General features: G+C 61.0%; 18 protein-coding genes. 11 read left to right on the top strand and 7 right to left on the bottom strand.

The genetic code is table 11. The annotated features are described in order from the left end of the window. Nucleotides 1-60 precede the first annotated feature (60 nt). From BEN48_RS02540 to BEN48_RS02525, 4 genes are all read left to right on the top strand, one after another. Nucleotides 61-816, top strand: a complete 756-nt coding sequence (locus tag BEN48_RS02540) for a succinate dehydrogenase cytochrome b subunit (protein WP_083320686.1) — start codon at nt 61-63, stop codon at nt 814-816. 102 nt (nt 817-918) lie between these two features. After that, a complete protein-coding gene (locus BEN48_RS02535) occupies nt 919-2,853 on the top strand; it encodes a fumarate reductase/succinate dehydrogenase flavoprotein subunit (protein WP_070732628.1) in 1,935 nt (644 codons plus the stop codon). A 158-nt stretch (nt 2,854-3,011) separates the two neighbouring features. Further along, nucleotides 3,012-3,767: a succinate dehydrogenase/fumarate reductase iron-sulfur subunit gene (locus BEN48_RS02530; protein ID WP_070732710.1), complete on the top strand. Its 756-nt coding sequence runs from the start codon at nt 3,012-3,014 to the stop codon at nt 3,765-3,767. Between the two features lie 358 nt (nt 3,768-4,125). Beyond that, nucleotides 4,126-4,653 carry an NADPH-dependent FMN reductase gene (locus BEN48_RS02525; protein WP_070732626.1) on the top strand — a complete coding sequence of 176 codons (528 nt, stop codon included), beginning with the start codon at nt 4,126-4,128 and terminating at the stop codon, nt 4,651-4,653. A gap of 40 nt (nt 4,654-4,693) precedes the next feature. On the opposite strand, the gene BEN48_RS02520 is transcribed toward BEN48_RS02525, so the two are convergent. Continuing rightward, nucleotides 4,694-5,239, bottom strand: a complete 546-nt coding sequence (locus tag BEN48_RS02520) for a DUF2062 domain-containing protein (protein ID WP_070732624.1) — start codon at nt 5,237-5,239, stop codon at nt 4,694-4,696. Nucleotides 5,240-5,329: 90 nt separating this feature from the next. On the opposite strand from BEN48_RS02520, the gene BEN48_RS02515 reads away from it, so the two are divergent. The 6 genes from BEN48_RS02515 to BEN48_RS02490 all read left to right on the top strand — a co-directional run bounded on the left by BEN48_RS02515 (nt 5,330) and on the right by BEN48_RS02490 (nt 12,599). Next, nucleotides 5,330-6,280, top strand: a complete 951-nt coding sequence (locus BEN48_RS02515; RefSeq protein ID WP_070732622.1) for a YihY/virulence factor BrkB family protein — start codon at nt 5,330-5,332, stop codon at nt 6,278-6,280. 168 nt (nt 6,281-6,448) lie between these two features. Further along, nucleotides 6,449-7,897: a DEAD/DEAH box helicase gene (locus BEN48_RS02510; protein WP_158010081.1), complete on the top strand. Its 1,449-nt coding sequence runs from the start codon at nt 6,449-6,451 to the stop codon at nt 7,895-7,897. Next, entirely contained in the window at nt 7,897-8,250 is a 354-nt protein-coding gene (locus tag BEN48_RS02505) for a low molecular weight protein tyrosine phosphatase family protein (protein ID WP_070732618.1), read from the top strand. The genes BEN48_RS02510 and BEN48_RS02505 overlap by 1 nt, the downstream gene beginning before the upstream one ends. A gap of 317 nt (nt 8,251-8,567) precedes the next feature. Further along, entirely contained in the window at nt 8,568-9,578 is a 1,011-nt protein-coding gene (locus BEN48_RS02500) for a hypothetical protein (protein WP_158010080.1), read from the top strand. 42 nt (nt 9,579-9,620) lie between these two features. Continuing rightward, nucleotides 9,621-10,562, top strand: a complete 942-nt coding sequence (locus BEN48_RS02495) for a M90 family metallopeptidase (protein WP_070732614.1) — start codon at nt 9,621-9,623, stop codon at nt 10,560-10,562. Nucleotides 10,563-10,760: 198 nt separating this feature from the next. Continuing rightward, nucleotides 10,761-12,599, top strand: a complete 1,839-nt coding sequence (locus tag BEN48_RS02490) for a M2 family metallopeptidase (RefSeq protein ID WP_070732611.1) — start codon at nt 10,761-10,763, stop codon at nt 12,597-12,599. Between the two features lie 94 nt (nt 12,600-12,693). Here BEN48_RS02490 and BEN48_RS02485 read toward each other — a convergent pair whose 3' ends face one another. Then, nucleotides 12,694-14,232: an alpha/beta hydrolase gene (locus BEN48_RS02485; protein ID WP_070732609.1), complete on the bottom strand. Its 1,539-nt coding sequence runs from the start codon at nt 14,230-14,232 to the stop codon at nt 12,694-12,696. An 86-nt stretch (nt 14,233-14,318) separates the two neighbouring features. Next, complete coding sequence (locus BEN48_RS02480; protein ID WP_241502146.1) at nt 14,319-15,185, bottom strand: fasciclin domain-containing protein; 867 nt, start codon at nt 15,183-15,185, stop codon at nt 14,319-14,321. 340 nt (nt 15,186-15,525) lie between these two features. On the opposite strand from BEN48_RS02480, the gene BEN48_RS02475 reads away from it, so the two are divergent. Then, nucleotides 15,526-16,431 (top strand): hypothetical protein, encoded by a 906-nt coding sequence (locus tag BEN48_RS02475; RefSeq protein ID WP_070732605.1) that lies wholly within the window; start codon nt 15,526-15,528, stop codon nt 16,429-16,431. 114 nt (nt 16,432-16,545) lie between these two features. On the opposite strand, the gene BEN48_RS02470 is transcribed toward BEN48_RS02475, so the two are convergent. From BEN48_RS02470 to BEN48_RS02455, 4 genes are all read right to left on the bottom strand, one after another. Continuing rightward, nucleotides 16,546-17,268, bottom strand: coding sequence for a pirin family protein (locus BEN48_RS02470; RefSeq protein ID WP_070732603.1), 723 nt, complete (start codon nt 17,266-17,268; stop codon nt 16,546-16,548). A 198-nt stretch (nt 17,269-17,466) separates the two neighbouring features. After that, on the bottom strand, nt 17,467-18,294 hold the full coding sequence (locus tag BEN48_RS02465; protein ID WP_070732602.1) for a LexA family transcriptional regulator: 828 nt from the start codon (nt 18,292-18,294) through the stop codon (nt 17,467-17,469). A 245-nt stretch (nt 18,295-18,539) separates the two neighbouring features. After that, complete coding sequence (recQ, locus tag BEN48_RS02460; RefSeq protein WP_083320684.1) at nt 18,540-21,242, bottom strand: DNA helicase RecQ; 2,703 nt, start codon at nt 21,240-21,242, stop codon at nt 18,540-18,542. Between the two features lie 206 nt (nt 21,243-21,448). Continuing rightward, nucleotides 21,449-22,624 carry a THUMP domain-containing class I SAM-dependent RNA methyltransferase gene (locus BEN48_RS02455; protein WP_070732600.1) on the bottom strand — a complete coding sequence of 392 codons (1,176 nt, stop codon included), beginning with the start codon at nt 22,622-22,624 and terminating at the stop codon, nt 21,449-21,451. Nucleotides 22,625-22,688 lie beyond the last annotated feature (64 nt).

The raw sequence follows: 22,688 nt of genomic DNA, 5'->3' as shown, positions 1-22,688 counted from the left end.
GTGGGGCCTACCTTTGGGCTCTATAAACATACCTCTTCACTTCCCCAGTTTGGCTACTTTATGAGTTGGATAACAAAAACTTTAACCAGCAGCATCGGCCGGAAGATAATAATGTCCGTTACGGGCCTGTTTCTGTGCTCGTTCCTGGTAATTCACCTGGTCGGCAACCTGCAGTTATTCAAGCACGACGGTGGCGCGGCCTTCAATGCGTACTCGCATTTCATGGGCACCAACCCCATTATCCGCACCATTGAGTGGGTGCTGGTACTGGGCTTCGGCTTTCACATTTACGAGGCGTTTGCTCTCACGCGCCGCAACAAGGCCGCCCGCGGCCACGGCTACGCGCAATGGAAAGCCGAGCAGAACAGCGAGTGGACGTCCCGCAACATGGGCATCCTGGGCACCATCATCCTGATTTTCCTGATTGTCCACCTCTACAACTTCTTCTGGCGTGCCCGCTTTGCCGGCGACCTTCCCAAGATGGGCGGGGTCGACCTGGAAACGGCCGACTACGACAACCTGTACCTGGCCGTGGTGTCGTCGTTCCACATCTGGTGGTACGTGCTGCTCTACGTAGCTGCCCAAATCAGCCTGGGCTACCACCTGTGGCACGGCTTCCGCTCGGGTTTCCAAACCCTGGGCCTGAACCACCGCAAGTACATGCCGCTCATTAAGTACGCTGGCTACGTCTTCGCCGTGGTGGTATCGGCGGGCTTCGCCTCCATGCCCCTGTACTTCTTCCTGTTCACCAACGAGCGGGGCGACGTGGTTTCGAACGCTCCGGCGTTCATCCAATCCGTGGCTTCGGCCTTCTAAAATTGTTTGGATTACGCGCCGTAGAATAATTGCCCGGGCGGCAACACCAGCGGCCCTCGGTTGTTCTATAGGTCACTAGTCACTCCATCACTCCGTTACTTTATGCTGTTGGATTCCAAAATCCCCGAAGGCCCCCTTGCCGAAAAATGGGAAAAGCACAAGTTCAACGTCAAGCTTGTGAACCCCGCCAACAAGCGGAAATACGACGTGATTGTGGTGGGCACCGGTCTGGCCGGCTCGTCGGCCGCCGCTTCACTGGCAGAGTTGGGCTATAACGTAAAAGCCTTCACCTACCACGATTCGCCCCGCCGCGCGCACTCCATCGCCGCGCAGGGTGGCATCAACGCCGCCAAAAATTACCAGAACGACGGCGACTCCATATTCCGCCTGTTCTACGACACCGTGAAAGGTGGCGACTACCGTGCCCGCGAAGCCAACGTGTACCGCCTCGCTCAAGTATCGGTCAGCATCATTGACCAGTGCGTGGCCCAGGGCGTGCCCTTTGCCCGCGAATACGGCGGCCTGCTGGCCAACCGCTCCTTTGGCGGTGCCCAGGTAAGCCGCACGTTCTACGCCCGCGGCCAAACCGGACAGCAGCTGCTGCTCGGTGCCTACTCGGCCCTGAGCCGGCAGGTAGCCTACGGCAAGGTGAAGCTCTACACCCGTTCCGAAATGCTGGACCTGGTGATGGTAGACGGCCAGGCCCGCGGCATCGTGACGCGCCACCTGATTACCGGCGAGGTCGAAACACACGCTGCTCACGCGGTGGTGCTGGCCACCGGCGGCTACGGCAACGTGTTCTACCTGAGCACCAACGCCAAGTACTGCAACACCACGGCCGCCTGGCGCGCTCACAAGAAGGGCGCGTTCTTCGCCAACCCCTGCTTCACCCAGATTCACCCTACCTGCATTCCCGTGAGCGGCGACTACCAGTCGAAACTCACGCTGATGTCGGAGTCGCTCCGCAACGACGGCCGCGTGTGGGTACCCAAAACCACCGAGATGGCGGAGCGGGTGCGCAAAGGCGAGGTGAAGCCCCAGGACATTGCCGAAACCGACCGGGATTATTTCCTTGAGCGCAAGTACCCTGCCTTTGGCAACCTGGTACCGCGCGACGTGGCCTCCCGCAACGCCAAGCAGATGTGCGACGAAGGCCGCGGCGTGGGCTCTACCGGCCTGGCCGTGTACTTGGACTTTGCCGAAATCATCCAGCGCATCGGCGCCGAAGGCGTGAGCCAGAAGTACGGCAACCTGTTTGCCATGTACGAGAAAATCACCGACGAGAATCCCTACGAGCGCCCCATGCGCATCTACCCTGCGGTGCACTACACCATGGGTGGCCTCTGGGTTGACTACAACCTGCAAACCACCATTCCCGGCCTGTACGCTACCGGCGAGTGCAACTTCTCGGACCACGGCGCCAACCGCCTCGGTGCCTCGGCCCTCATGCAGGGCCTGGCCGACGGCTACTTCGTGATTCCGTACACCATTGGCGACTACCTGGCGGCCACGGCTCCCAAGCCCGTTGATACCCAGCACCCGGCCTTTGCCGAGGCCAAAGCGGGGGTAGAAGCCCGCACGGAGCAGTTGCTGGCCATCAAAGGCACCCGCACCCCCGACCAGTTCCACAAGGCCCTGGGCCACATTATGTGGGAATACTGCGGCATGGCGCGCAACGCCGAAGGCCTGCAATTTGCCAAAAAAGAAATTCAGCGCCTGCGCAAAGAGTTCTGGAGCGATGTGCGCGTGGCCGGCACCGGCGAAGAGCTCAACCAGACGCTGGAAAAAGCCGGCCGCGTGGCCGACTTCATCGAGCTGGGCGAGCTGATGGTTGACGACGCCCTGGCCCGCAACGAAAGCTGCGGCGGTCACTTCCGCGAGGAGTACCAGACGCCGGAAGGCGAAGCCCTGCGCGACGACGAAAACTACGCCTACGTAGCGGCTTGGGAGTATCAGGGTGAGAACCAGCCCGAGAAGCTCAACAAGGAAGAATTGACATTCGAAAACGTAAAGCTGACCCAGCGCAGCTACAAGTAAGAATCACCTGTCATGCTGAGTGCAGCGAAGCATCTTATCACGCTCGCGCCAGTTAGTTTTAAACCCACCGAGCCCTAGCGTGATAAGGTCCTTCGCTGCGCTCAGGATGACAAACGAGAAATAAAAATATGGCCGGCTCCAATCCCAACGCCAAACCGATGAACCTGACCCTGAACGTGTGGCGGCAGCCTAACCGCTCCACCGAAGGAAAAATGGTGGAGTATAAGGTGAAGGACATTTCGCCCGAAATGTCCTTCCTGGAAATGCTCGACGTGCTGAACGAAGACCTGCTGCACGCTGGTACAGACCCGGTGGCTTTCGACCACGACTGCCGCGAGGGCATCTGTGGCTCGTGCGACTTGTTCATTAACGGGCGCAGCCATGGTCCTGAGAAGGGCACCACCACCTGCCAGCTGCACATGCGCAAGTTCTCGGATGGCGACACCATCACCATCGAGCCTTGGCGTGCCAATGCTTTCCCGGTAAACAAGGACCTGAGCGTGGACCGCTCGGCGTTTGACCGCATCATTCAGGCCGGTGGCTACGTGAGCGTGAACACCGGCGGTGTGCCCGACGGCAACGAAATTGCCATTCCCAAAGACATTGCAGACCGCGCTTTCGAAGCCGCTACCTGCATTGGCTGCGGGGCCTGCGTGGCAGCCTGCAAGAATGCATCGGCCATGCTCTTCGTTTCGGCCAAGGTGTCGCAGCTGGCGCTGTTGCCGCAGGGCAAGCCCGAGCGCAAAACCCGGGTAGAGAACATGATTGAGCAGATGGACAAGGAAGGCTTTGGCGCCTGCTCCAACATTGGCTCCTGCGCTGCCGAATGCCCCGTGGGCATTTCGCTGGAAAACATTGCCATCCTGAACCGGGAGTACATTTCGGCCAAGGCTACATCGAATAACCTGGCGTAAAACCCCGGCATTCGGCTACCAGAAAGCGCGACGGTTCTCCGTCGCGCTTTTTTTGTTCCATCGTACCGGCGTTGGCCAATACCCAGGGCCAGGCTGGGCTTGTTGCGCGACGCTCCGAAACGGGTGACGTTGGCAAGGCCGGTGTGGTGCCGGGTTTGGGTACCGTACGTTCCCCTGGGCCTCCCCTTCCCACATGCTTGCCGCTACTCCACGCCATCATTTTGCTCAATGTGGCGGGGGTGGCGGCCCGCCTTGAGTTCGCCGAGGTGGCCATGAAATAGCCCTTTTGGCGGCTGGCCCGTAAACCTCACCCGTTGTTGGCTGTTGTCTGCTTGCTTCTTACAATTATTGCTCTGTTTTGATAACCCTCCTCGTTGGCACTAACCGGCCCAATTCCCGCGCCCGGCGCGTTGCCACTTATTACACCAGCCTGCTAACCACCCTGGGCGCCGAAAGCCAGATTGTAGACCTGGCCGAGTTGCCGGCTGACTTTACTTCGTCGGCCCTTTACGATAACGCCGGCACCAACCCGGTGTTCAATAAACTAGCAAGCCTGCTTGATGCCAGCGACAAACTGGTTATCATCACCCCCGAATACAACGCGTCCTTCCCCGGTGTGCTTAAGTCGTTTATTGACGGCCTGCCGTATCCCGGCGGAATCAGGGGCAAAAAAGCGGCCCTGATAGGCCTGAGCAGCGGCAGCCAGGGTGGCCTGCTCGCTATGACGCACCTCACTGATATTCTGATGTACCTGGGTACCACTGTGCTGCCCCAGCGCGTGCGCCTGCCCTTCATCGACCATGACTTGAATGCAGAAGACGGGCTCAACCACGACCTTTCGCAGCTGTTGCTGCGCGAGCAGGCGGAGGCGCTGCTGGCGCTTTAAGCCGCCGTATTTTCTTCGGCCAGCCGTTCCACATTTTTGGCTATTGGCTTTGCTGGCGCAAAGCCCTGCGTTTGGCCATCCGTCGAAATACCGGGCGCAGCGCGAAATACAGCAGGGCCACCACTGGAATTGAGCCGAGCAGCCAGATAACCATGGCCCCTACTTCGGCGCGCCACAGCAGCTGCAGGGCCCCGCGCCAGTCGTTGGCAAAAAGGTACCTGATGCGCTCCAGGGTCAGCTCATTTTCCTGGGTGTTGCCCATTAGCCGGGCGCCCTGGCGCAGCAGCGGAATAATGATGAGCAGCTGCAGGGGCGTCATGAGGTGGCTGATGAGCTGCAGGGCGGCCACGTTGAGGCGCAGGCGCAGGGCGGCCAGTGTGGCCACCGTGGTGATGGCCCCCATCAGCGGAATGGCCCCGATGACCACGCCCAGCGCCACGGTCAGGGCCAGCTGCTCGGGCGAGAGGCCTTGGCGCAGCACATTCAGCAGCGGGGCCACTACGCGCCGGCGCCACCAGCTGGCGGGCGGCGCGGGTGCTGCTCCTTCCGGATTTTCTGAAACGGGTGGGATGGCGGAACTGGGCATTGGGGGGCCGGAGCCGGGGCCCCTATCTTCGCCGGACGCGGCCCGCCTGCAGCACAACGCTACTGGCAGCCGCTCCGGCTTTTCTTGCTGATGACAAAAGTAACCCCGCCCGCTGAGTTGCCCGGACCCTGGTGGCGCGAGCTGCCCATTTTGCTGCACCGCGCCAGCCGCGAGCTGGGCGCCAATGACCCGCTCCGGCTGGGTGCAGCCACCGCGTTTTTCACGTCGTTTGCACTGCCGCCCATCCTCATCATCCTCATCCAGGTGCTTAGCTCGCTCTACCCAGCGTCGTTGGTGCGCGTGATGCTGCTGGATAAACTCGGGAATTTACTGGGGGCCTCGGCAGCCGGGCTGGTAGCCCAGATAGTGCAGAACGTGGCCGACCCGCAGCGCAGCCGCCTGGTGACATGGGTGGGGTTTGCGTTTCTGCTTTTTGTATCTACCACGCTGTTCACCGTCATTCAGCACTCCCTCAACCAGCTCTGGCAAATCCGGCCGCGGCGCGGCAGCGGCAAGGTATCGCAGGCGCTGGCAGAGCGGCTGCGCTCGGGCGGCATTCTGGTGGCTACGGCACTGCTCTCCCTCTTCGCCTTTGCCGCCGATGCGGCCCTGGGGCTGTTTGCCACCGCCGTGCAGGACTTCGACGCCACGTTTGTGTATTACCTGGTTCGGGTTATCAACGCCATCGTTGGCTGGGCCATTCTGGCGGTGTGGTTTGGCGTCACGTTTCGCACGCTGAGTCTGGCCAAGGTGCCGTGGCGGGCCGTCACGCGCGGGGCGGCCCTCACGGCGCTACTCATCAGCCTGGGCGAGGTGGTGCTGGGCCAGCTGCTGGTGGCGCGGGATTTGGGGCCGGTGTACGGCCCGGCGTCGAGCCTGGTGCTGGTGCTGCTCTTTGTGTTTTACTCGGCCATGATATTCTATTTCGGGGCGGCATTTACCAAAGCCTACGCCCACCGCATCGGGCTGGATATTATGCCCAAAAAGTCTGCCGTGCGCTACCGCCTGGTGAACGTGGCCGAGGGCGAAGAAGGCTACTGAGGAGTCAACTAGAAGTAGACGTGCAGCTGGCGCGGGCCCGCCGACCTCACCCCCGGCCCCTCTCCAAAAGAGAGGGGAGCCTGACGCCACTTTTCGGAAATGGCTCCCCTCTCTTTTGGAGAGGGGCCGGGGGTGAGGTTGGCGCGGGCGGATAGTTACCTTTGCGCGGTGCAAACTCCCGATTCTCCCGCCGCTGGTGCCGCTTCCGGTGCCCCGGCCGCCAAGCCTGACCTCCAATTTTCTGATTTCGCTCTCTCCCCCGCTTTGTTGGCGGGCATAGCCGAGTTGAATTTTACCCAGCCCACCGCCGTGCAGCAGCTGGTGCTGGCTCCGGCCCTCGACGGGCAGGACGTGGCTGGCCAGGCGCCCACGGGCTCGGGCAAAACCGCCGCCTACGGCCTTGCGGTGCTGCAACAGGTAGACCCAACCTCGGCCACGGTGCAGGCCGTGGTGCTGGTGCCCGCCCGCGAGCTGGTGCTGCAAGTGCGCGACGCCCTCAAAAGCCTGGGTAAACACATGCCCAACCTGCGCGTGGCCGGCTACTACGGCGGCCACGCCATGCGCGAAGAAGTGAAAGGCCTGCAGCAGATGCCGCACGTGGTGGTGGCCACGCCCGGCCGCATGCTCGACCACCTGGAGCGCCGCACCATCATCCCCAACCGCCTGAAAGTGCTGGTGCTGGACGAAGCCGACAAGCTGCTGGACCTGGGTTTTCAGGAGGAGATGGCCACTATTGTCAGCCGCCTGCCGGTGCGCCGGCAAACGCTGCTGTTCTCGGCCACCATGCCCGACAAGGTGCTCACGCTGGTGCGCGAGTACCTCACCAAGCCCCGCGTGATGAACGTGGGCGGCTCCAACGCCACCACCCTGCCCGAGAGCCTGGTGCTGCGCGGCCATGTGGTGAACGCCGCCGACCAGAAGCCAGCCGCCCTGTACCACCTCATTACCCGGCCCGACGCGGGCCGCTCGCTGGTGTTTGCCAATACCCGCGACCGGGTGGAGGAGCTGACCCGCTTCCTGAAAGGCCGGGGTCTGGCCGCCGAAGCGCTGCACGGCAAAATGCTGCAGCCCGAGCGCGACAAATCCATGATGAAGCTGCGCAACGGCTCAGCTACCGTACTGGTGGCCACCGACGTGGCCGCCCGTGGCCTCGACGTGAACGAGCTTGACACCGTGGTGCAGTTCGACCCGCCCCACGAGGCCGAAACCTTCCAGCACCGCGCCGGCCGTACGGCCCGGGCGGGCGCCGTGGGCACGGCCCACCTGCTGGTGACGCCCTACGAGCAGCAGAAAATCCAGAACTGGCCCTCGGCCGCCTCGGTACAGTGGGCCGGCATTCGGCCTCCTGCTTTGCCCACTGCCCTGCCCAAGCCGCCGCGCCCCAGCACGGTGACGCTGCATATTTCGGCGGGCAAGCGCGAGAAAATCAGCGCCGGCGACCTGGTAGGTGCCTTTGTGAGCGTGGGAGGCCTGGAGCGCGACGCCGTGGGCCGCATCGAAGTATTCGACCACTACAGCTTTGTGGCCGTGCCCGAGACAATGGCCGAAGAAATACTGGAGAAGATGCAAGGCGCGAAAGTGAAGGGCAAAAAGGTAAAAGTGGCCCTGGTGCGCTAGTGACCGGAGCCGACTCGGAGCCGCAGAAGCTGCTGTTCATTTGCAGCCAAAACAAGTGGCGTAGCCTCACGGCCGAGCGCCTGTTTGATGACCATTCGTACTACGAAGCGCGCTCGGCCGGCACGGAGCCGGGCGCGCGGGTGCGGGTCACGACGGGCCACATCGGCTGGGCCGAAATCGTCTTCGTGATGGAGCGCCGCCACGCCGATAGAATCCGGGAGAAGTTTGGCGATGAGCTGAAGGGCACACCCGTGGTGGTGCTGCGCATTCCGGATAAGTACCGGTTTGGCGACAGCCACTTGGTGGCCTTGCTGCGGCAGAAACTGCTGGCGCATTTGGCGCTACTTTCGTAGTTCCACAAGCCCGTTCTTACATGCTGCCACGCTTACTGCTCCTTCTACCACTCCTTTTTGCATGCTCTTTCGACACCCGCGCCCAGGCTTTCGAGCCCGGTCTGCTGGTACGTGCCAACGGCGATGCCCTGCGGGGCGAAATCGAAAATGGTTTCTGGGAGGAGTCGCCCGAATTTATTCGTTACCGAGCGAAATCAGATTCTCCCAGTGAGCTATTTGAGCCCCATCAATTGCGGGCAGTAAATTTCACGAACGGCCGCTATTTCAGCTACGAAGCGTTGCCCTTCGACCACGCCGCCCAGACTCGGTTGGAAAGCTTGCCCCACAGCAACTTTTACGACGTGAAAGTGGAGAGCCTTTTGGCCGAGGTGCTGCTGGAAGGCCCGGTTCCACTGAGGCGCGTCGTTTGGAACGGTGTTGCGCATTATCTGCTCCGGCGCCCCAATCGGCCCATTCTCGACTTGAGTGCGCGGCGGTATTTGCGCCTGACTCCCACCGGCACCTGGGAAGTAACCGACGGTAATAATTACCGCAGTCATCTGATGCTCTATTTCAACGACTGCCCGGCTGCTAGCGCCGCCGCACTCTCGGCGCCTTTCACGGCAGAGGGCATCACCGCTGTCATACAAGCGTATAACTCAGCCTGTGGACCCGAGCGACAACCCACCAAAAGTTGGTTACTCCAAGCCACGCCACGCCGTAAAATAGCCCTTCAGGCGGGTTTGCTGGCCGGAGTGCGCTACAATCGTATCGAAAGCAATTTCTATACGGCAAATGGGGACTGTGTCGATTGCCGGCCCCACCCTTCGGCCGGCCTGTACGCCGAACTGTTTCAGCCCAGCCGCACAGTTGCCGTCTATGGTGAACTGAGCATGAGCCCGTTTCGCAGCCAAGAGCAGGCATTTACAGGATTTAATTCAACTGGCAGCCCCGTTTACAGCACTTACGACTACCGGGCGCTACTGGCAACAGCGCGAATGGGAGTGCGCTACTTCTTTCCGGTTCGCAACGAGCACCAGTGGCTAGTGGGCTTCATTTTCGAGCTCAACAAAGTGGTAAGCCGTACTGCTGCCATCAGCAATGCACCATCAGTTACTATGCTGTTTGATGATGGGCTGGGCTTCGCGAAGACTACAATATTGCCCGCTCTCGGGCTGGGGTGGCGTGCCGGGCCCTTCACGGTAAGTGCAGACGTGCAGATGTATTGGAGCAGCGACATAAACAATTTTAGTGCTGTTTTCATCGGTAGTAATTATGCCTTGCGCACCGGCCTGAGCTACCGGCTGGGCGGCAACCCTGATGCCTACGGACTGGCCAAAACCAAATAGCGACAAGCCAACTTCTGCCCCCCATGACCGTTTAACCGGCCCATGCCCTACATCCTTTCCCTGGCCGTGCTGGCCGCTGTTCTGTACCTTTTTTACCGTTACGCCACCGCCGATTCGCGGCAGCGCACAGCCGCTTTGGCCGAGGATTTTCCGGCGGCCTGGCGGCAGATACTATCCGAACGAGTCGCGTTTTACCTCGCACTGACCGAGACCGAGAAAACCCGGTTTGAGAAGCAGACGCAGGTGTTTCTGGCCAGTACGCGCATCACTGGCGTGCAAACCGAGGTAGACGACACCACCCGCCTGCTGGTGGCGGCGTCGGCCCTGATTCCGGTGTTTGGGTTTCCTGATTGGGAGTACCGGAATTTGGGCGAGGTACTCATTTTGCCTGATGCCTGGAAGCTGGAAGGCAATCCGGATAAGGAGGTAAAGCCGCTGGAAGGCACGCTGCTGGGCTCGGTGCAGAACTTCCAGAACCACCACTACATGCGGCTCTCGAAGGAATCACTGGAACAGGGCTTTCGCGACGGGATGGATAGCCAGAACGTGGGCATTCACGAGTTTGCGCACATGCTGGACGAGGCCGATGGCGTAATCGACGGCGTGCCCAGGGCCGCCCTGCCACCCGAATTGCTGCAGCCCTGGGCGGCCGTGATGCAGCGCGAAATTGAGGCCATCGAAGCCGGCAAATCCGAAATCAACCCCTACGCTGCTACCAACGAAGCCGAGTTCTTTGCGGTGGTTACGGAGTACTTCTTTGAGAAGCCCGAAAAGCTGCAGGAAAACCACCCCGAGCTGTATGAGCTGCTGGGCCGGGCCTTCCGCCAGAACCCCAAAAAGCGCTTCCTGCGCTTCGCCACCGACCCACGCGAGTGGATAAAGACGTTGCGCAGCCGCCGCAAGTTCGGCCGTAATGACCCTTGCCCCTGCGGCAGCGGCAAGAAGTACAAGGAGTGCCATTTGGACCAAGCTCAAGCGTCCTAGGGACTTTTGAAGGCAAAAGCACGTCATGCTGAGCGCAGTCGAAGCATCTCTACTGCTATAGTAACTAATTACTTGCGCGGTAGAGATGCTTGGACTGCGCTCAGCATGACGTTGAAGCGCGGTAGAGCTGCTTCGGCTGCACGGACGCCAGTGAGCATGACGTTCCGTTTTCATCGGCAAAATGCATTTCTTTGCCCTATGAAAACGCCCTTGCTTTCCATCCTCGCCGCAGCCTCGCTCGCGGCCTGCGCCCCCACCGCAAACACGCCCGTGGCCACCGCCCCGGCAGCCACCACGGCCCCGGCCCCACCCGACTACCGCGCCCAGGCCGACCAGTTCCTGACCGCCTACAACGCCGAATACGTGCGGCTGTACACGGCTTCCAGCGAAGCGGAATGGCGCTCGAACACCCACATTGTGCCCGGCGACACGGCCAACGCCGGTGCCACCACCCGCGCCAACCAGCGCATGGCCGCCTTCACGGGCAGCACCGACAACATCCGGAAGCTGCGGGAACTGCTCGAGCACCAAGCCGACCTGTCCGAGATTCAGGTGAAGCAGCTGCAAACGGCGCTCTACAACGCCGCCAACAACCCCCAAACGGTGGCCGACGTGGTGAAGCGCCGCATCGGCGCCGAAGCGGCCCAGACGGAAAAGCTCTACGGCTTCGACTACAAGTACGCCGGCAAGTCCGTGACCACCAACGACCTCGACGAGCTGCTGCGCAACGAGAACAACCCCCGGAAGCGCCAGGCCGTGTGGGAGGCCAGCAAGGCCATTGGCCCCACCCTGAAAGATGGCCTGCTGAACCTGCGCGACCTGCGCAACCAGACCGTGCAGGCCCTGGGCTACCCCGACTACTTCACCTACCAGGCCTCCGACTACGGCCTGAGCCGGGATGAAATGATGGCCCTGGTGCGGCAAATCAACACCGAGCTGCGCCCGCTCTACCGCGAGCTGCACACCTATGCGCGCTACGAGCTGGCCAAGAAATACAAGGTGAAGCAGGTGCCCGACTACCTGCCCGCCCACTGGCTGCCCAACCGCTGGGGCCAGGATTGGGGCTCGATGGTGGACGTGAAGGGCCTGAACCTGGACGCGGTGCTGGCCAAAAAAGGGGCTGAATGGCAGGTGAAGCAGGGCGAGCGGTTCTACCAGAGCCTGGGCTTTCCGGCGCTGCCGGCCTCATTTTACGAGAAAAGCAGTCTGTATCCGCTGCCCAAAGACGCGGCGTACAAGAAGAACAACCACGCCTCGGCCTGGCACCTCGACCTGAACAACGACCTGCGCAGCCTGATGAGCGTGGAGGCCAACACCGAATGGTACGAAACCTCGCACCACGAGCTAGGCCACATTTTCTACTACCAAACCTACACCAATCCCGACGTGCCGCCGCTGCTGCGCCAGGGCGCCAACCGCGCCTACCACGAAGCCATTGGCTCGATGATGGGCCTGGCGGCTAAGCAAAAGCCGTTTCTGGCGGGCCTGGGGTTGATTGACCCTAAGGTAAAAACCGACGAAACCCAGCAGCTGCTCAAGGAGGCGCTGAGCTACGTGGTGTTCATCCCCTTCGCCTCCGGCGTGATGAGCGAATGGGAAAACAGCTTTTATGGCGACCAGCTGCCCGCCGACCAGCTCAATGCCAAGTGGTGGGCCCTGAGCAAGCAGTACCAGGGCATAGAGCCGCCCACGGCCCGCGGCGAAAACTACCTGGACGCCGCCACCAAAACCCACATCAACGACGACCCCGCGCAGTACTACGACTACGCCCTGAGCTACGTCATCCTGTTCCAGCTGCACGACCACATTGCCAAAAACATTCTGAAGCAGGACCCGCACGCCACCAACTATTACGGCAACAAAGAGGTAGGCGACTTCCTGCGCGACATCATGCGCCCCGGCTCCAGCCGCGACTGGCGCGTGGTGCTGAAAGAGAAAACCGGCGAGGACCTGTCGGCCCGCGCCATGGTCGACTACTTCCAACCCCTGATGACGTATTTGAAAGCCCAGAATAAAGGCCGCAAGTACACGATGTAAAAACCGGTAGTAGGCCACAGAAAAGGGCGTCCCACTCAGTGAGACGCCCTTTTCTGTGGTGTGAATATGCTCGATAGTCCCTGCAATATTCTTTCTATTGCAGCACCCAGTCGCGCACTGCTTCCAGCATGACGGTGGAAATGACGGGGTCTACGCTGCCGTCGGCGTTTGCCAGCATTTCCGCCGCTGGCTTTTGAAACCAGTGGTTGACACCGGGCAAGCGGCGGGCCACTACCTGCCGGTTGGTTTTCAAACCTTTTTCGAGGGCGCTCAGGTTGGCTACGGCGTTCACCTCCGGGTCGTCGGCTCCGTTGAGGAGTAGCACGGGGCACTGCACCCCGGCCAGAGCAGCCTGGGGGTCAAACCGGAGGTAGTCGCGCGACCACGGCGTGGTGAGCTCGGCGGCGCGGTTGCGGGCAATGGCGGGGTCCTGGTTGGGGTAGCGCTGGCGCAGCATGTTCACCACAATGGCCTGCGCCTGGTCGTTGCTGGTCGTTTGGCGCACTATCTCCAGCATGTTACGCCGGAATTTGAGCGTGGCGGCCTGCTGCTTGCGCTCCTCGTTCCGGAGCTTGAGGCGCTGCTGGGTGATGTAGGTTTCTACCTGCGCCGCGTTGGAGCCGCTGGTGCGAAGCTTGGCGGCTTTATCGAGTACCTCGGCCCAGGCCTGGCGCCGCATTATTCCGGCCTGAGCGGTATCGGCGGGGCTGGCTTCGGGCTCGGGCTGGTTGGCCAGCAGGTCCATGCCCGGCAGTCCCGATGCGGCCAGGGCTATCACGTAGCTGGGTGGCACGGGCTGCGCAGCGGCCAGCAAGGCAATGTTGCCGCCTTCGCCGTGCCCAATCAGGCCCGTGCGGGCCGGGTCGATGCTGGGGCGCACCCGCAAGTAAGTAAGAGCGGCCCGGGCATCGCGCAGCAGGTCGGCGGAGGTAGCCAGGCTGGCATCACCGCCGGATTGGCCCACGCCCCGGTCGTCGAGGCGCAGCACGGCAATGCCCTGGCGTGCCAGACTCTGCGCCATATCGCCAAAGAACCGGTACTTCCCCACGCGGGAGTCGCGGTCGTGCGGGCCCATGTCGGAGAGCAGCAGCACCGCCGGAAATGGCCCTGCACCATCCGGAATACTGAGTATGCCCGCCAGCTGCACATCACCCGGCTGGCTGGTTATTTTCACCTGCTCGGTGTGGTAAGTGGCGGCGGCCGGGACCAGCCCGCTGGCAGCAAGCGTGGCCGGAGCCTCGCCCACCACCCGGCTCAGCCGCAGTGGCACCCGCAGGCCGGGTTGCGCCCAGGTACCGCGCAGCTCCTGCCCGTCGGGGCTGGGCTGGCACACAAACCGACAATCGGACGCGGCCGAAAAAAACACCACGCTGTCGCCCCTGAACGTGACCGAAGCCGGGATGCGGTTGAGGCGCTTGGCCGACAAGTCCAGGGTAGCCAGCAGCTTATTAGCCCCCGGCTGCGTGATAATAAGCTGAATGGGCAGGCTGCCACCGGGAATGGCCAACGGACCTTTCCAGACGCCAGCCAGCTCCGGGCCATTTGCCGGAGCGGTTTGCCCCACGGCCTCGGCGGCCAGCAACCAGCCACTCACAGCCCACACCCCCAGAATACCAAAGCCACGCTGCAGCATAATATTTGATAATAACGAACCGCCGCACCTATCGGGCGGGCTTTTGTTTAACTACTACACCACACCAGCAGCCCAGGCAGTTAGGGTTAGGGCAGCAGCACGCGGTCGATAACGTGCACCACGCCGTTGGTGCACTGCACGTCGGGAATTACCATGTTGGCCACGGCCGTCCCGTTGCCGGCACCTTTCACGGTGAGCACGCCGTTGATGAAAGCCCCAAAGGCCACAGGGTCGCCGCCGGCCGAGGCTACCGTAGTCCCATTGGGAAGCTCCGAAGTAAACTTGCCGCCCTGCGCGCCGCCCACCACGTGGTTGAGCAGTACTTTGGTAACCGTGGCCACGGGCAGCTTGCGAATGTCGCTGGGCTGGTTGAGGGGTACGCCCAGCAGCACGCCCAGGTCCTTAAAGGCCTGGTCGGTGGGCGCAAATACGGTGAGGGGCGCGCTGCCCGGCGAGCCCGTGAGGGCGCCCGTCAGGTTGGCGTATATCACCGCTTCTACCAGGAAGGTCAGCTCAGGCTTCACGAATACCTTGGCGCTTTGCAGGGCCAGGGCCGAATTCAGCACATCGGCGCCGGTAGCGAGCAGCACCTTGTCGATGGGGTGAATGAGGCCGTTGGCGGCGCGCACGTCGGTAGCCAGAATCTTGGAGCCGTTGACGTACATGGTGCCATCGGCCCGGCGAATGATGCGCCGTTGCGGGCCCAACGCGGAGGGCGAGGACGTACCGGCCGTGAGCCCACTACCAGGCAGCGAACCACTGAAGACATGGTACAACAAGGTGTTGCGCAGAAACGGCTGCTGCAACGCGGTCAGGTCCTGGGCCGTGTTCAGGCCCAGGCGTGCAAACGCCCCGTTGGTGGGCGCAAATACCGTGTAGTTGCCCTGCGCGTCGTTCGGGTTTTTATTGCCGAGCAGCACGGCTACGTCACCACGCAAAGCAGCGTCTTCCAAGGTCTGAAAATCGGGATTGCTGACCGCAATGTTTGTAATGGATGCGTCAACATCTTCATTTTTTGCGCAGCCTCCCAATACAAATAAGCTCAGCGCTAATGCAGCAGATAATTGGTAATATTTTTTCATCCGGTAAAAAGTTGTGTTTGTCGAGGCATTTCATCCATTCGCCTCAAACTCCTGAATACAAACGTGTTTATAATGCCCCTGGATTGCGCCATGGTAAATCCGGGGTGCCAATCTCAACCGTAAATCGCCCCACAAAACGCCCGCTGGTGGTGCGTTACGCATTCGATTCGAATGCCTCCAATTGTCACTTTTCGTTTATCCATTTCCTTATATGCAAAAATTTTCCGCACTGCTTTTTGGTACATTTTTATTAGCAGGCACGGCTTCATCGGTGCAGGCCCAAAGCCTGGTGAGCGGGTTCATGTCGGGCAAGGGCCACGGCTCGGTGGTAGTATCGGGCACCACGGAGCGCTACGAAACCGTATACCTGGCTCCCGAGAAGATTGACGGCGTGCCCATTTTCCAGGAGGTGCGCGTCAATTCCGTTAACCTTTACGCTACCTATGGCCTCAGCGACAAGATTGACGCCATTGTGAGTCTGCCCTACATTCAGTCCAAGGGCAAAGCCAGGGGCACCGTCATCAACGACCTGAACGCGCTCTACCCCGATGCGGGCTACGCCAACGTGCGGCAGGGCCTGCAGGACATCACGGGCCTGCTCAAGTTTAAGTCGTACAGCCGCGAAATTGGCGGTAGCATCCTCGACTTACTGGGCGTGGTGAGCTTTAGCACCCCCATGAGCAACTACCAGACAAACACCGGCTATGGCTACATCATCGCCATTGGCAACCGGGCCACCAAGTACACGGCCTCGGGCGTTGCCCACCTCAAAACCAGCTCCGGGGTGTTTGCCACGGGCCAGGTAGGCTACAGCCTGCGCACTGGCCTGGTGCCCAACGCCCTGGTAGGCGAAGCCAAAGTGGGCTACGCCGGCCCCAAAACCTACATCGAAGGCTTCGCTTCGTTTCAGGAATCGAACGGCGGCACCGACATTTCGCAGGAGGGCTTCAACGGCTTTTTCCCCTCCACCCGCGTCAATTTCCTCCGGCTGGGCGCCAGCTTCTACCGTCCCCTGGCCAAGGGTGTGGGCGTGGTACTGGGCGCCAGCACCTACGTAGCGGGCCGCAACATTGGCAAGTCGACCGGCTATTCGGCAGGTCTCTCCTACAACTTTTAAACCCGGTTAATCTACCAGCATTGAGTTGGTTTGCACTTCTATAACACCCCTAGTACAACAAAAAGGCCGGATAGTCTCCGGCCTTTTTTGGTTGAACAGCTCCGTGGATGAGTCCTAGTAATTGGCCTCGTTGGCGGGCAGGTCGATGAGGATGAATTGGGCGTCTTTGGTGGCGCGTACGTGCACCACGTCGTCGTTGGTCATGCGGGCCTGGTCGTTGGGGCCCAGCTCGGTGCCATTCACAAAAATAGTGCCTTCCTTAACGTAAATCATGGTCATGCGGATGGGGAAGGTTTTGAATTCCAACTCATTCCCCTCGTCAAGATTAGACCAGTACACTGTGCTATTGGAATTCATGTACACCACATCTTCCAGCACTTTTTGGCCCGTCACAAGCGGCACCAGCTCGTTTTTGTTGGCACCCATAAAGCCGAGGTCTTTCTGTTCGTAGCTGGGGGCCAGGCCTTTCTGGCCCGGGATAAACCACAGCTGGTACAAATGCAGCGGCTTGTCCTGGCGGTTGAACTCGGAATGGGCCAGGCCGGTGCCGGCAGTCATGCGCTGCACTTCCCCGGCCTTGATGGTCGTTTTGTTGCCCATGGTGTCCTGGTGCGTGATTTCACCTTCCAGAACCAGCGTCACAATTTCCATTTCCGAGTGCGGATGCTGCGGAAAACCCGACTGCGCCGCTACGTTGTCGTCGTTGAACACCCGCAGCGGGCCAAAATGCATGTTGTCACGGTCGAAATAATCGGCGAATGAAAACAGGAAATAGCTGCTGAGCCAGGCGGCAGGGGCAGCATGATGGCGGTCGGCGGCGGAAATGTACTTGAACATGGAGCGAAAACGGTAAGAGGTGGCGTGCACCGCATACGGGCAAGCGCCCTCCTTTGTTAACTATTGTGCCTCACAATCCTGGTTGACCGGGTACTGGGGCAGCAATCCGTCATGAAGATGGCTGGTGAAACCCAGTCCACAAGCAAGCCCTCCCGTTTGCACGAAAGGGCTTGCTTGTTGAAGGCTACAGGTTAGCAATCAGGCTTTTTTGAGCAGCGCTACCTGCTGCTGTAGGTCGAGCACGAGGCTGGCTACGCGCTCCAGGGAAAGTTCCGCAATGGGGAAGGTGCTGCTGATGTAACTTTTGGCTTCCCAGATTTCGAGCACATCGTCCACGTTGATGTCGTAGGGCGAGAAGTTGGGATTGTCGGAGTGCAGCACAAACATGGCACCGGAGCGCAGCTTGTTGAACACCCGCTTGAACACGATGCCGTCTCGGCTGCTCACCACCACGCACGGCGTGCCGTCCTTCACGGTAGCCCAATCTTCAACGTAGCGGCCCACGATAACGGTGCCGCTGGCGATGGGCAGCATGGAGTCGCCAGCTATTTCGAAGGCCCGGTAGGTGCCCGTTTGGGAGAGCATGGGCAGCCGGAACTTGGGCAGCACTTCCAGGTACTCGCGGTCGGCGTAGCCATTGAGGTAGCCGGCAGCGGCTTTTTGGGGCACCAGCTCGATGTTTTCGTTCTGGTCCTTGTCTACGGTGATGGCCAGCACGCGGAGCTTGCCGCCAGCGGGGGCGGTAGGCGGGTCGGTGTCGTCGTCGGTATCGGCGACCACGGGCTCCTGGGCGCGCATGGCCCCAATGGCTTTAGCGTTCTTGCGCTTGCTAAAGTCGGTGGTTACCAACTGGTCGAGCGTGATGCCGAACAGGCGGGACATGTTGACGAGGGTAGCGAGGCGGGGCTCGGCGCGGCCTTCTTCGTAGGCGCCCACCAGAGAGCGTTTGATGCCGAGCTTGTCGGCCATCTGGGCCTGCGTGAGGGCCAGTTCGCGCCGGCAAAACTTGAGGTTGGTATTAATCATCGGGGAGGCAGCAGCCGGGAATAGCGTTTGGTTCAACGCAGATTCGGCTGGTGAAGTTAGCAACGCAAGTGCGAAGTTACTAATTCACTTAGCTAATAATTTTCTGCCCACCACTTTAGCGCCGAGCTATTTAAAATTGTTTTCTGTGGCACAGCGCGCCGAACCCGCTCAAACCACCCAACTTGGGGGATGCAGCGGTAGCTATTAGCCCAGACGCAACGCCCTGCGGCACGCAGTAATCACGGCTATTGCCCGCGCAGGCGCTTGTGGTACAGCGCGGCCATGCGCAGCTGGAAGTAGTCGTACTTCTCGCGTAGGTGGTCGAACAGGTCGCGCAGGGTGGGGTCGCCGCCGAGCTGGGCGCGGGCGGTGAAGATTTCGGCCAGCTCCGCGTCAGAAGCAAAGTCGTGGATGCGCAGTTCGCGGCCCTTGGCGTAGGCGTTGTAGAGGTGCGTTTTCACGGTGCTCAGGGCCAGGCCGCGGCGCTCGGAAATGTCCTCCGGCGTAAGACCCATCTGGTGGAACTGAATGGTGGCATCCTCGGAGTCGCTCACGGGCTTTTCGGCTACGGCCATGCGGGGGCGCGGCTCGCTGAACATGTTGTCCGAATCGGAGGGCACGGCCCCGCCACCATCTTCCAGAATGAGGCGAATGAAGCTCTCGCCGTAGGTCTCGAACTTCTTCATGCCCACGCCCGAAATGCCCAGCATGCCCACGCGGTTCACGGGCCGCTCGGTGGCCATTTCCTGCAGCGTGGCGTCGCTGAACACCACATAAGGCGGCACGCCCTGCTCGTCGGCAATGGATTTGCGGAGCTTGCGCAGCTTGTCGAACAGCTGCGCCTCGGGGGTGCCGAAGGTGGCACTGGCGGCGTTGGCCGCTTTTTTGCCGGCGCGGGTGGGCTTTTCGGCTTTCTCGGCAGGCTGGAATTTCTTGAGCGGCAGGTTGAGCTGGCCTTTCAATACTTCGTGGCCGCGCTCGGTGATTTTCAGGGCGTAGCCTTCCTCGTAGGCAATGTAGAACAGGCCGTCGTTCAGCATCTGATGCACGTAGCTGTACCAGTCGAGGTAGGGCAAATCGGAGCCCGCGCCGTAGGTTTTTATCTGGTCGTAGCCGCCCTGCAGCACGGCTTGGTTGCGCATGCCGCGCAGGATGTCAATCAGCAGGTTGATAGCGACTTTCTCACGGCTGCGGAACACGGCCGACAGGGCTTTCTGGGCGATTAGCGTCCCGTCAAATGTCGTGGGCGGGTTGCGGCAGATGTCGCAGTTGCCGCAGTCCTGCGGCAGGGTTTCGGAGAAGTAGTTGAGCAGGATTTTGCGGCGGCAGCTGGCGGCTTCCGCAAACTGCTGCATGCGCTCCAGCTTAGCGGTATTGAGCTGGGCCTGGCGCGCGGGCACGTCCTTGGTCACCATCTCGCGCATCTGCATCACATCGGCGAAGCTGTAGAACAGGATGGCGGTGCTGGGGGCCCCATCGCGGCCGGCGCGACCGATTTCCTGGTAATAACCTTCGATGTTTTTGGGCAAATTATAGTGCATCACCCAGCGCACATTGCTCTTATCGATGCCCATGCCGAAGGCGATGGTGGCCACAATCACCTGCAAATCGTCCTGCAGGAAGGCTTCCTGGGCTTTGCCGCGCTGCAGGGGAGTCATGCCGGCGTGGTAGTGCCCGGCCTTGATGCCCTTGGCGATGAGCTTCTGGGACACGGTCTCGCAGGTTTTGCGCGAGAGGCAGTAGATGATGCCGGGGTCCTGCGGGTGGCGGGCAATGTAGTCGAGCACCGAATTGATGCGGTCCTGGCCGGGGCGCACCAACAGGTTGATGTTGGGCCGGTCGAAGCTGGAGAGGAAAACCTGGGGCTCGTGCAGGTTGAGCTGGGTTTTGATGTCGCGCTGCGTCAGGCGGTCGGCCGTGGCCGTGAGGGCGATGATAGGCGTGCTGGGAAAGTGCGTGCGCAGCTGGCCCAGCTGGGTGTATTCGGGCCGGAAATCGTGGCCCCAGCTCGAAATACAGTGCGCCTCATCAATGGCAAACAGGCTGATATTTACCCGCGTCAAAAACTGCAGGAAGCCGTCGCTCAGCAGCTTTTCAGGCGATACGTAGAGCAGCTTGAGGTAGCCGCCGGTGGCGGCGCGGGCGATGTCGTTGGCCTCGCTCTGGCCCACGCTGCTGTTGATGTAGGCTGCCGCAATGCCGTTGGCTTTCAGCGCTTCCACCTGGTCCTTCATCAGGGCAATGAGCGGCGAGACCACGATGCACGTGCCCTCCGATACCACGGCTGGAATCTGGAAGCAGACCGACTTACCGCCGCCGGTGGGCATGAGCACCACGGTGTCTTTGCCGGCCAGGATGTGCTGGATGATGTCGCCCTGCATGGGGCGGAAGTTGTCGTAGCCGTAGTACCGTTTCAGGGCCTGGCGGGCGGCTTGCATGATGGGCGGGGCGGTGGCTAGTTCGGGCATGTTGGTTGGGCGGGTCACCTCACCCCCCGACCCTCTCTCCTGCGGAGAGGGGGAGCCAGACGGCTGTTCTAAGTGGTTTTCTTTCAGGAACTGGGCTATTGTGGCTAAGACTTCATCTAAGCTATTTAGCACTTGCTGGTTGGTGAAACGCAGTTCGTGGTAACCTAATTCCGTTAGCGTGAAGGTACGACCGGTGTCGTATTCGGCTTGGTCGGGGGTGAGGTGAATTTCGCCGTCGAGCTCGATAATCAATCTGGTCTCAAGACACATAAAATCGACAATAAAAAATTCGATTGCGTGCTGGCGGCGAAATTTCACACCCTGCCTTTTGCTACGCAAGTGCTGCCAGAGCAGGTTTTCGGCAGGTGTAGGGGCTTTGCGGTTTTCACGGGCGTAGGTTTTCAGCGTCTGATTCCAAGCGCGGGGGTTGGTGGTGTAGATGTGCTCCTGCGGGCCGCTGAGTTTGGGCGGGAATTCCATGCGGGTAAGGTAGCTCCGCCGGACGTCAACCTCACCCCCTGACCCCCTCTCCAAAAAAGAGGGGGCACCGGCTCTGTGCAGGGACGGGGCTCTTCAGACAGGGTTATTTATACGAAGAAGCAGAAGCTGGTTTTTATTCTTAAAAAAAGGATAAAACGACCAGATAAAGGAGCAATACCGGTGCCCCCTCTTTTTTGGAGAGGGGGTCAGGGGGTGAGGTTGACGTCGGGGGCCGTAATGCGCCGGCTCCCCCCATACAGCTCATACTTCAGCAACCTACAGTCAATCGGCCCATTAAACAGCGGCGTACGCCGCGCCGGCTTGAGCCCAATGCGCTTCGCCGCCTCCAGGTTGCCGGTAAACACGAAAGCGTTGTAGCCCTGAAAACCCGTTTTCAGTGTATCGCCAATCGTCTTATACAGGGCGTCCATTTCGGCTTCCTCTCCTATCCGCTCGCCATAGGGCGGGTTGGTGAGCACGATGCCGGGCTCCTGCTGGGCTGGGGCCACGGCGTCTTTCACGTCGCGCACCGAGAGGCGGATGCAGTCCTCCAGCCCGGCGGCTGTGATGTTGGCTGCGGCCATGTCGATGACTTTGGGGTCGACGTCGGAGCCGGCAAGATAGGCCTGGGGCTCTTCGAGGCGCTGGGCCTTGGCTTCTTCGCGCACCTGGTTCCAGAGCTCAGGGTCGAAATCGTACCAGTTTTCGAAGCCAAACTTGCCCTGGTGGAACAGGCCGGGCGCGATGCGCTGGCTGATGAGGCCCGCCTCGGTGAGGATGGTAGCCGAGCCGCAAAGCAGGTCGATGAGGGGCTGTTTGCCGTCCCAGCCGGAGAGCAGCACCAGGCCGGCGGCCAGCACCTCGTTCAGGGGGGCGTCGTTGGTGTGCTGGCGGTAGCCGCGGCGGTGCAGCGAGTCGCCGGCCGCGTCGAGGCTCAGGATGACTTCGTTTTCCGTCATGCGCAGGTGCAGGCGGACGTCGGGGGTGCGGGTGTCGATGCTGGGCCGCTCGCCGGTGCGCTCGCGAAACTGGTCCACGATGGCGTCTTTGGTGAGCTGGGCCACAAAGAGCGAGTGCTCGAAGGTGGAGCGGTTCACCACGGGCGTGATGGCGAAGGTTTGGCCGGGGCCGATGAAATCCTGCCAGTCGATGCGGCTTACTTCACGGTACAGCGCCTTCTCGTCGGGGGCATAAAACGCGGCGAAGGGCCGCAGCAGGCGCATGGAGAGGCGGCTCCACAGGGCCACTTCGTAGAGCAGGCGGTGGTCGCCGATGAACTCCACGGCGCGGCTGCCGATGTGCGTAATGTCGGCCCCGAGGGCGTGGAGCTCGTCGGCGAGCAGTTCTTCCAGGCCAAACTGGGTGGTGGCGGTAAGGTGCATAGTCCGGCAAAGGTCGGGCGAAAAAACCTGTCATCCTTCGCATGCTCAGGATGACAGTTGTGTA

It is taken from the genome of Hymenobacter glacialis (assembly GCF_001816165.1).
GTDB lineage: Bacteria > Bacteroidota > Bacteroidia > Cytophagales > Hymenobacteraceae > Hymenobacter > Hymenobacter glacialis.
This window is presented reverse-complemented; position numbering and strand designations above follow the sequence as displayed.

What these genes read in the sequence shown, in the direction of transcription:
- BEN48_RS02475 (WP_070732605.1), top strand. Translation starts at nt 15,526, where the DNA reads ATGCAAAAATTTTCCGCACTGCTTTTTGGTACATTTTTATTAGCAGGC.
- BEN48_RS02515 (WP_070732622.1), top strand. Translation starts at nt 5,330, where the DNA reads ATGACAAAAGTAACCCCGCCCGCTGAGTTGCCCGGACCCTGGTGGCGC.
- BEN48_RS02495 (WP_070732614.1), top strand. Translation starts at nt 9,621, where the DNA reads ATGCCCTACATCCTTTCCCTGGCCGTGCTGGCCGCTGTTCTGTACCTT.
- BEN48_RS02465 (WP_070732602.1), bottom strand. Translation starts at nt 18,294, where the DNA reads ATGATTAATACCAACCTCAAGTTTTGCCGGCGCGAACTGGCCCTCACG.
- recQ (WP_083320684.1), bottom strand. Translation starts at nt 21,242, where the DNA reads ATGGAATTCCCGCCCAAACTCAGCGGCCCGCAGGAGCACATCTACACC.
- BEN48_RS02520 (WP_070732624.1), bottom strand. Translation starts at nt 5,239, where the DNA reads ATGCCCAGTTCCGCCATCCCACCCGTTTCAGAAAATCCGGAAGGAGCA.
- BEN48_RS02540 (WP_083320686.1), top strand. Translation starts at nt 61, where the DNA reads ATGAGTTGGATAACAAAAACTTTAACCAGCAGCATCGGCCGGAAGATA.
- BEN48_RS02470 (WP_070732603.1), bottom strand. Translation starts at nt 17,268, where the DNA reads ATGTTCAAGTACATTTCCGCCGCCGACCGCCATCATGCTGCCCCTGCC.
- BEN48_RS02490 (WP_070732611.1), top strand. Translation starts at nt 10,761, where the DNA reads ATGAAAACGCCCTTGCTTTCCATCCTCGCCGCAGCCTCGCTCGCGGCC.
- BEN48_RS02455 (WP_070732600.1), bottom strand. Translation starts at nt 22,624, where the DNA reads ATGCACCTTACCGCCACCACCCAGTTTGGCCTGGAAGAACTGCTCGCC.
- BEN48_RS02485 (WP_070732609.1), bottom strand. Translation starts at nt 14,232, where the DNA reads ATGCTGCAGCGTGGCTTTGGTATTCTGGGGGTGTGGGCTGTGAGTGGC.
- BEN48_RS02530 (WP_070732710.1), top strand. Translation starts at nt 3,012, where the DNA reads ATGAACCTGACCCTGAACGTGTGGCGGCAGCCTAACCGCTCCACCGAA.
- BEN48_RS02535 (WP_070732628.1), top strand. Translation starts at nt 919, where the DNA reads ATGCTGTTGGATTCCAAAATCCCCGAAGGCCCCCTTGCCGAAAAATGG.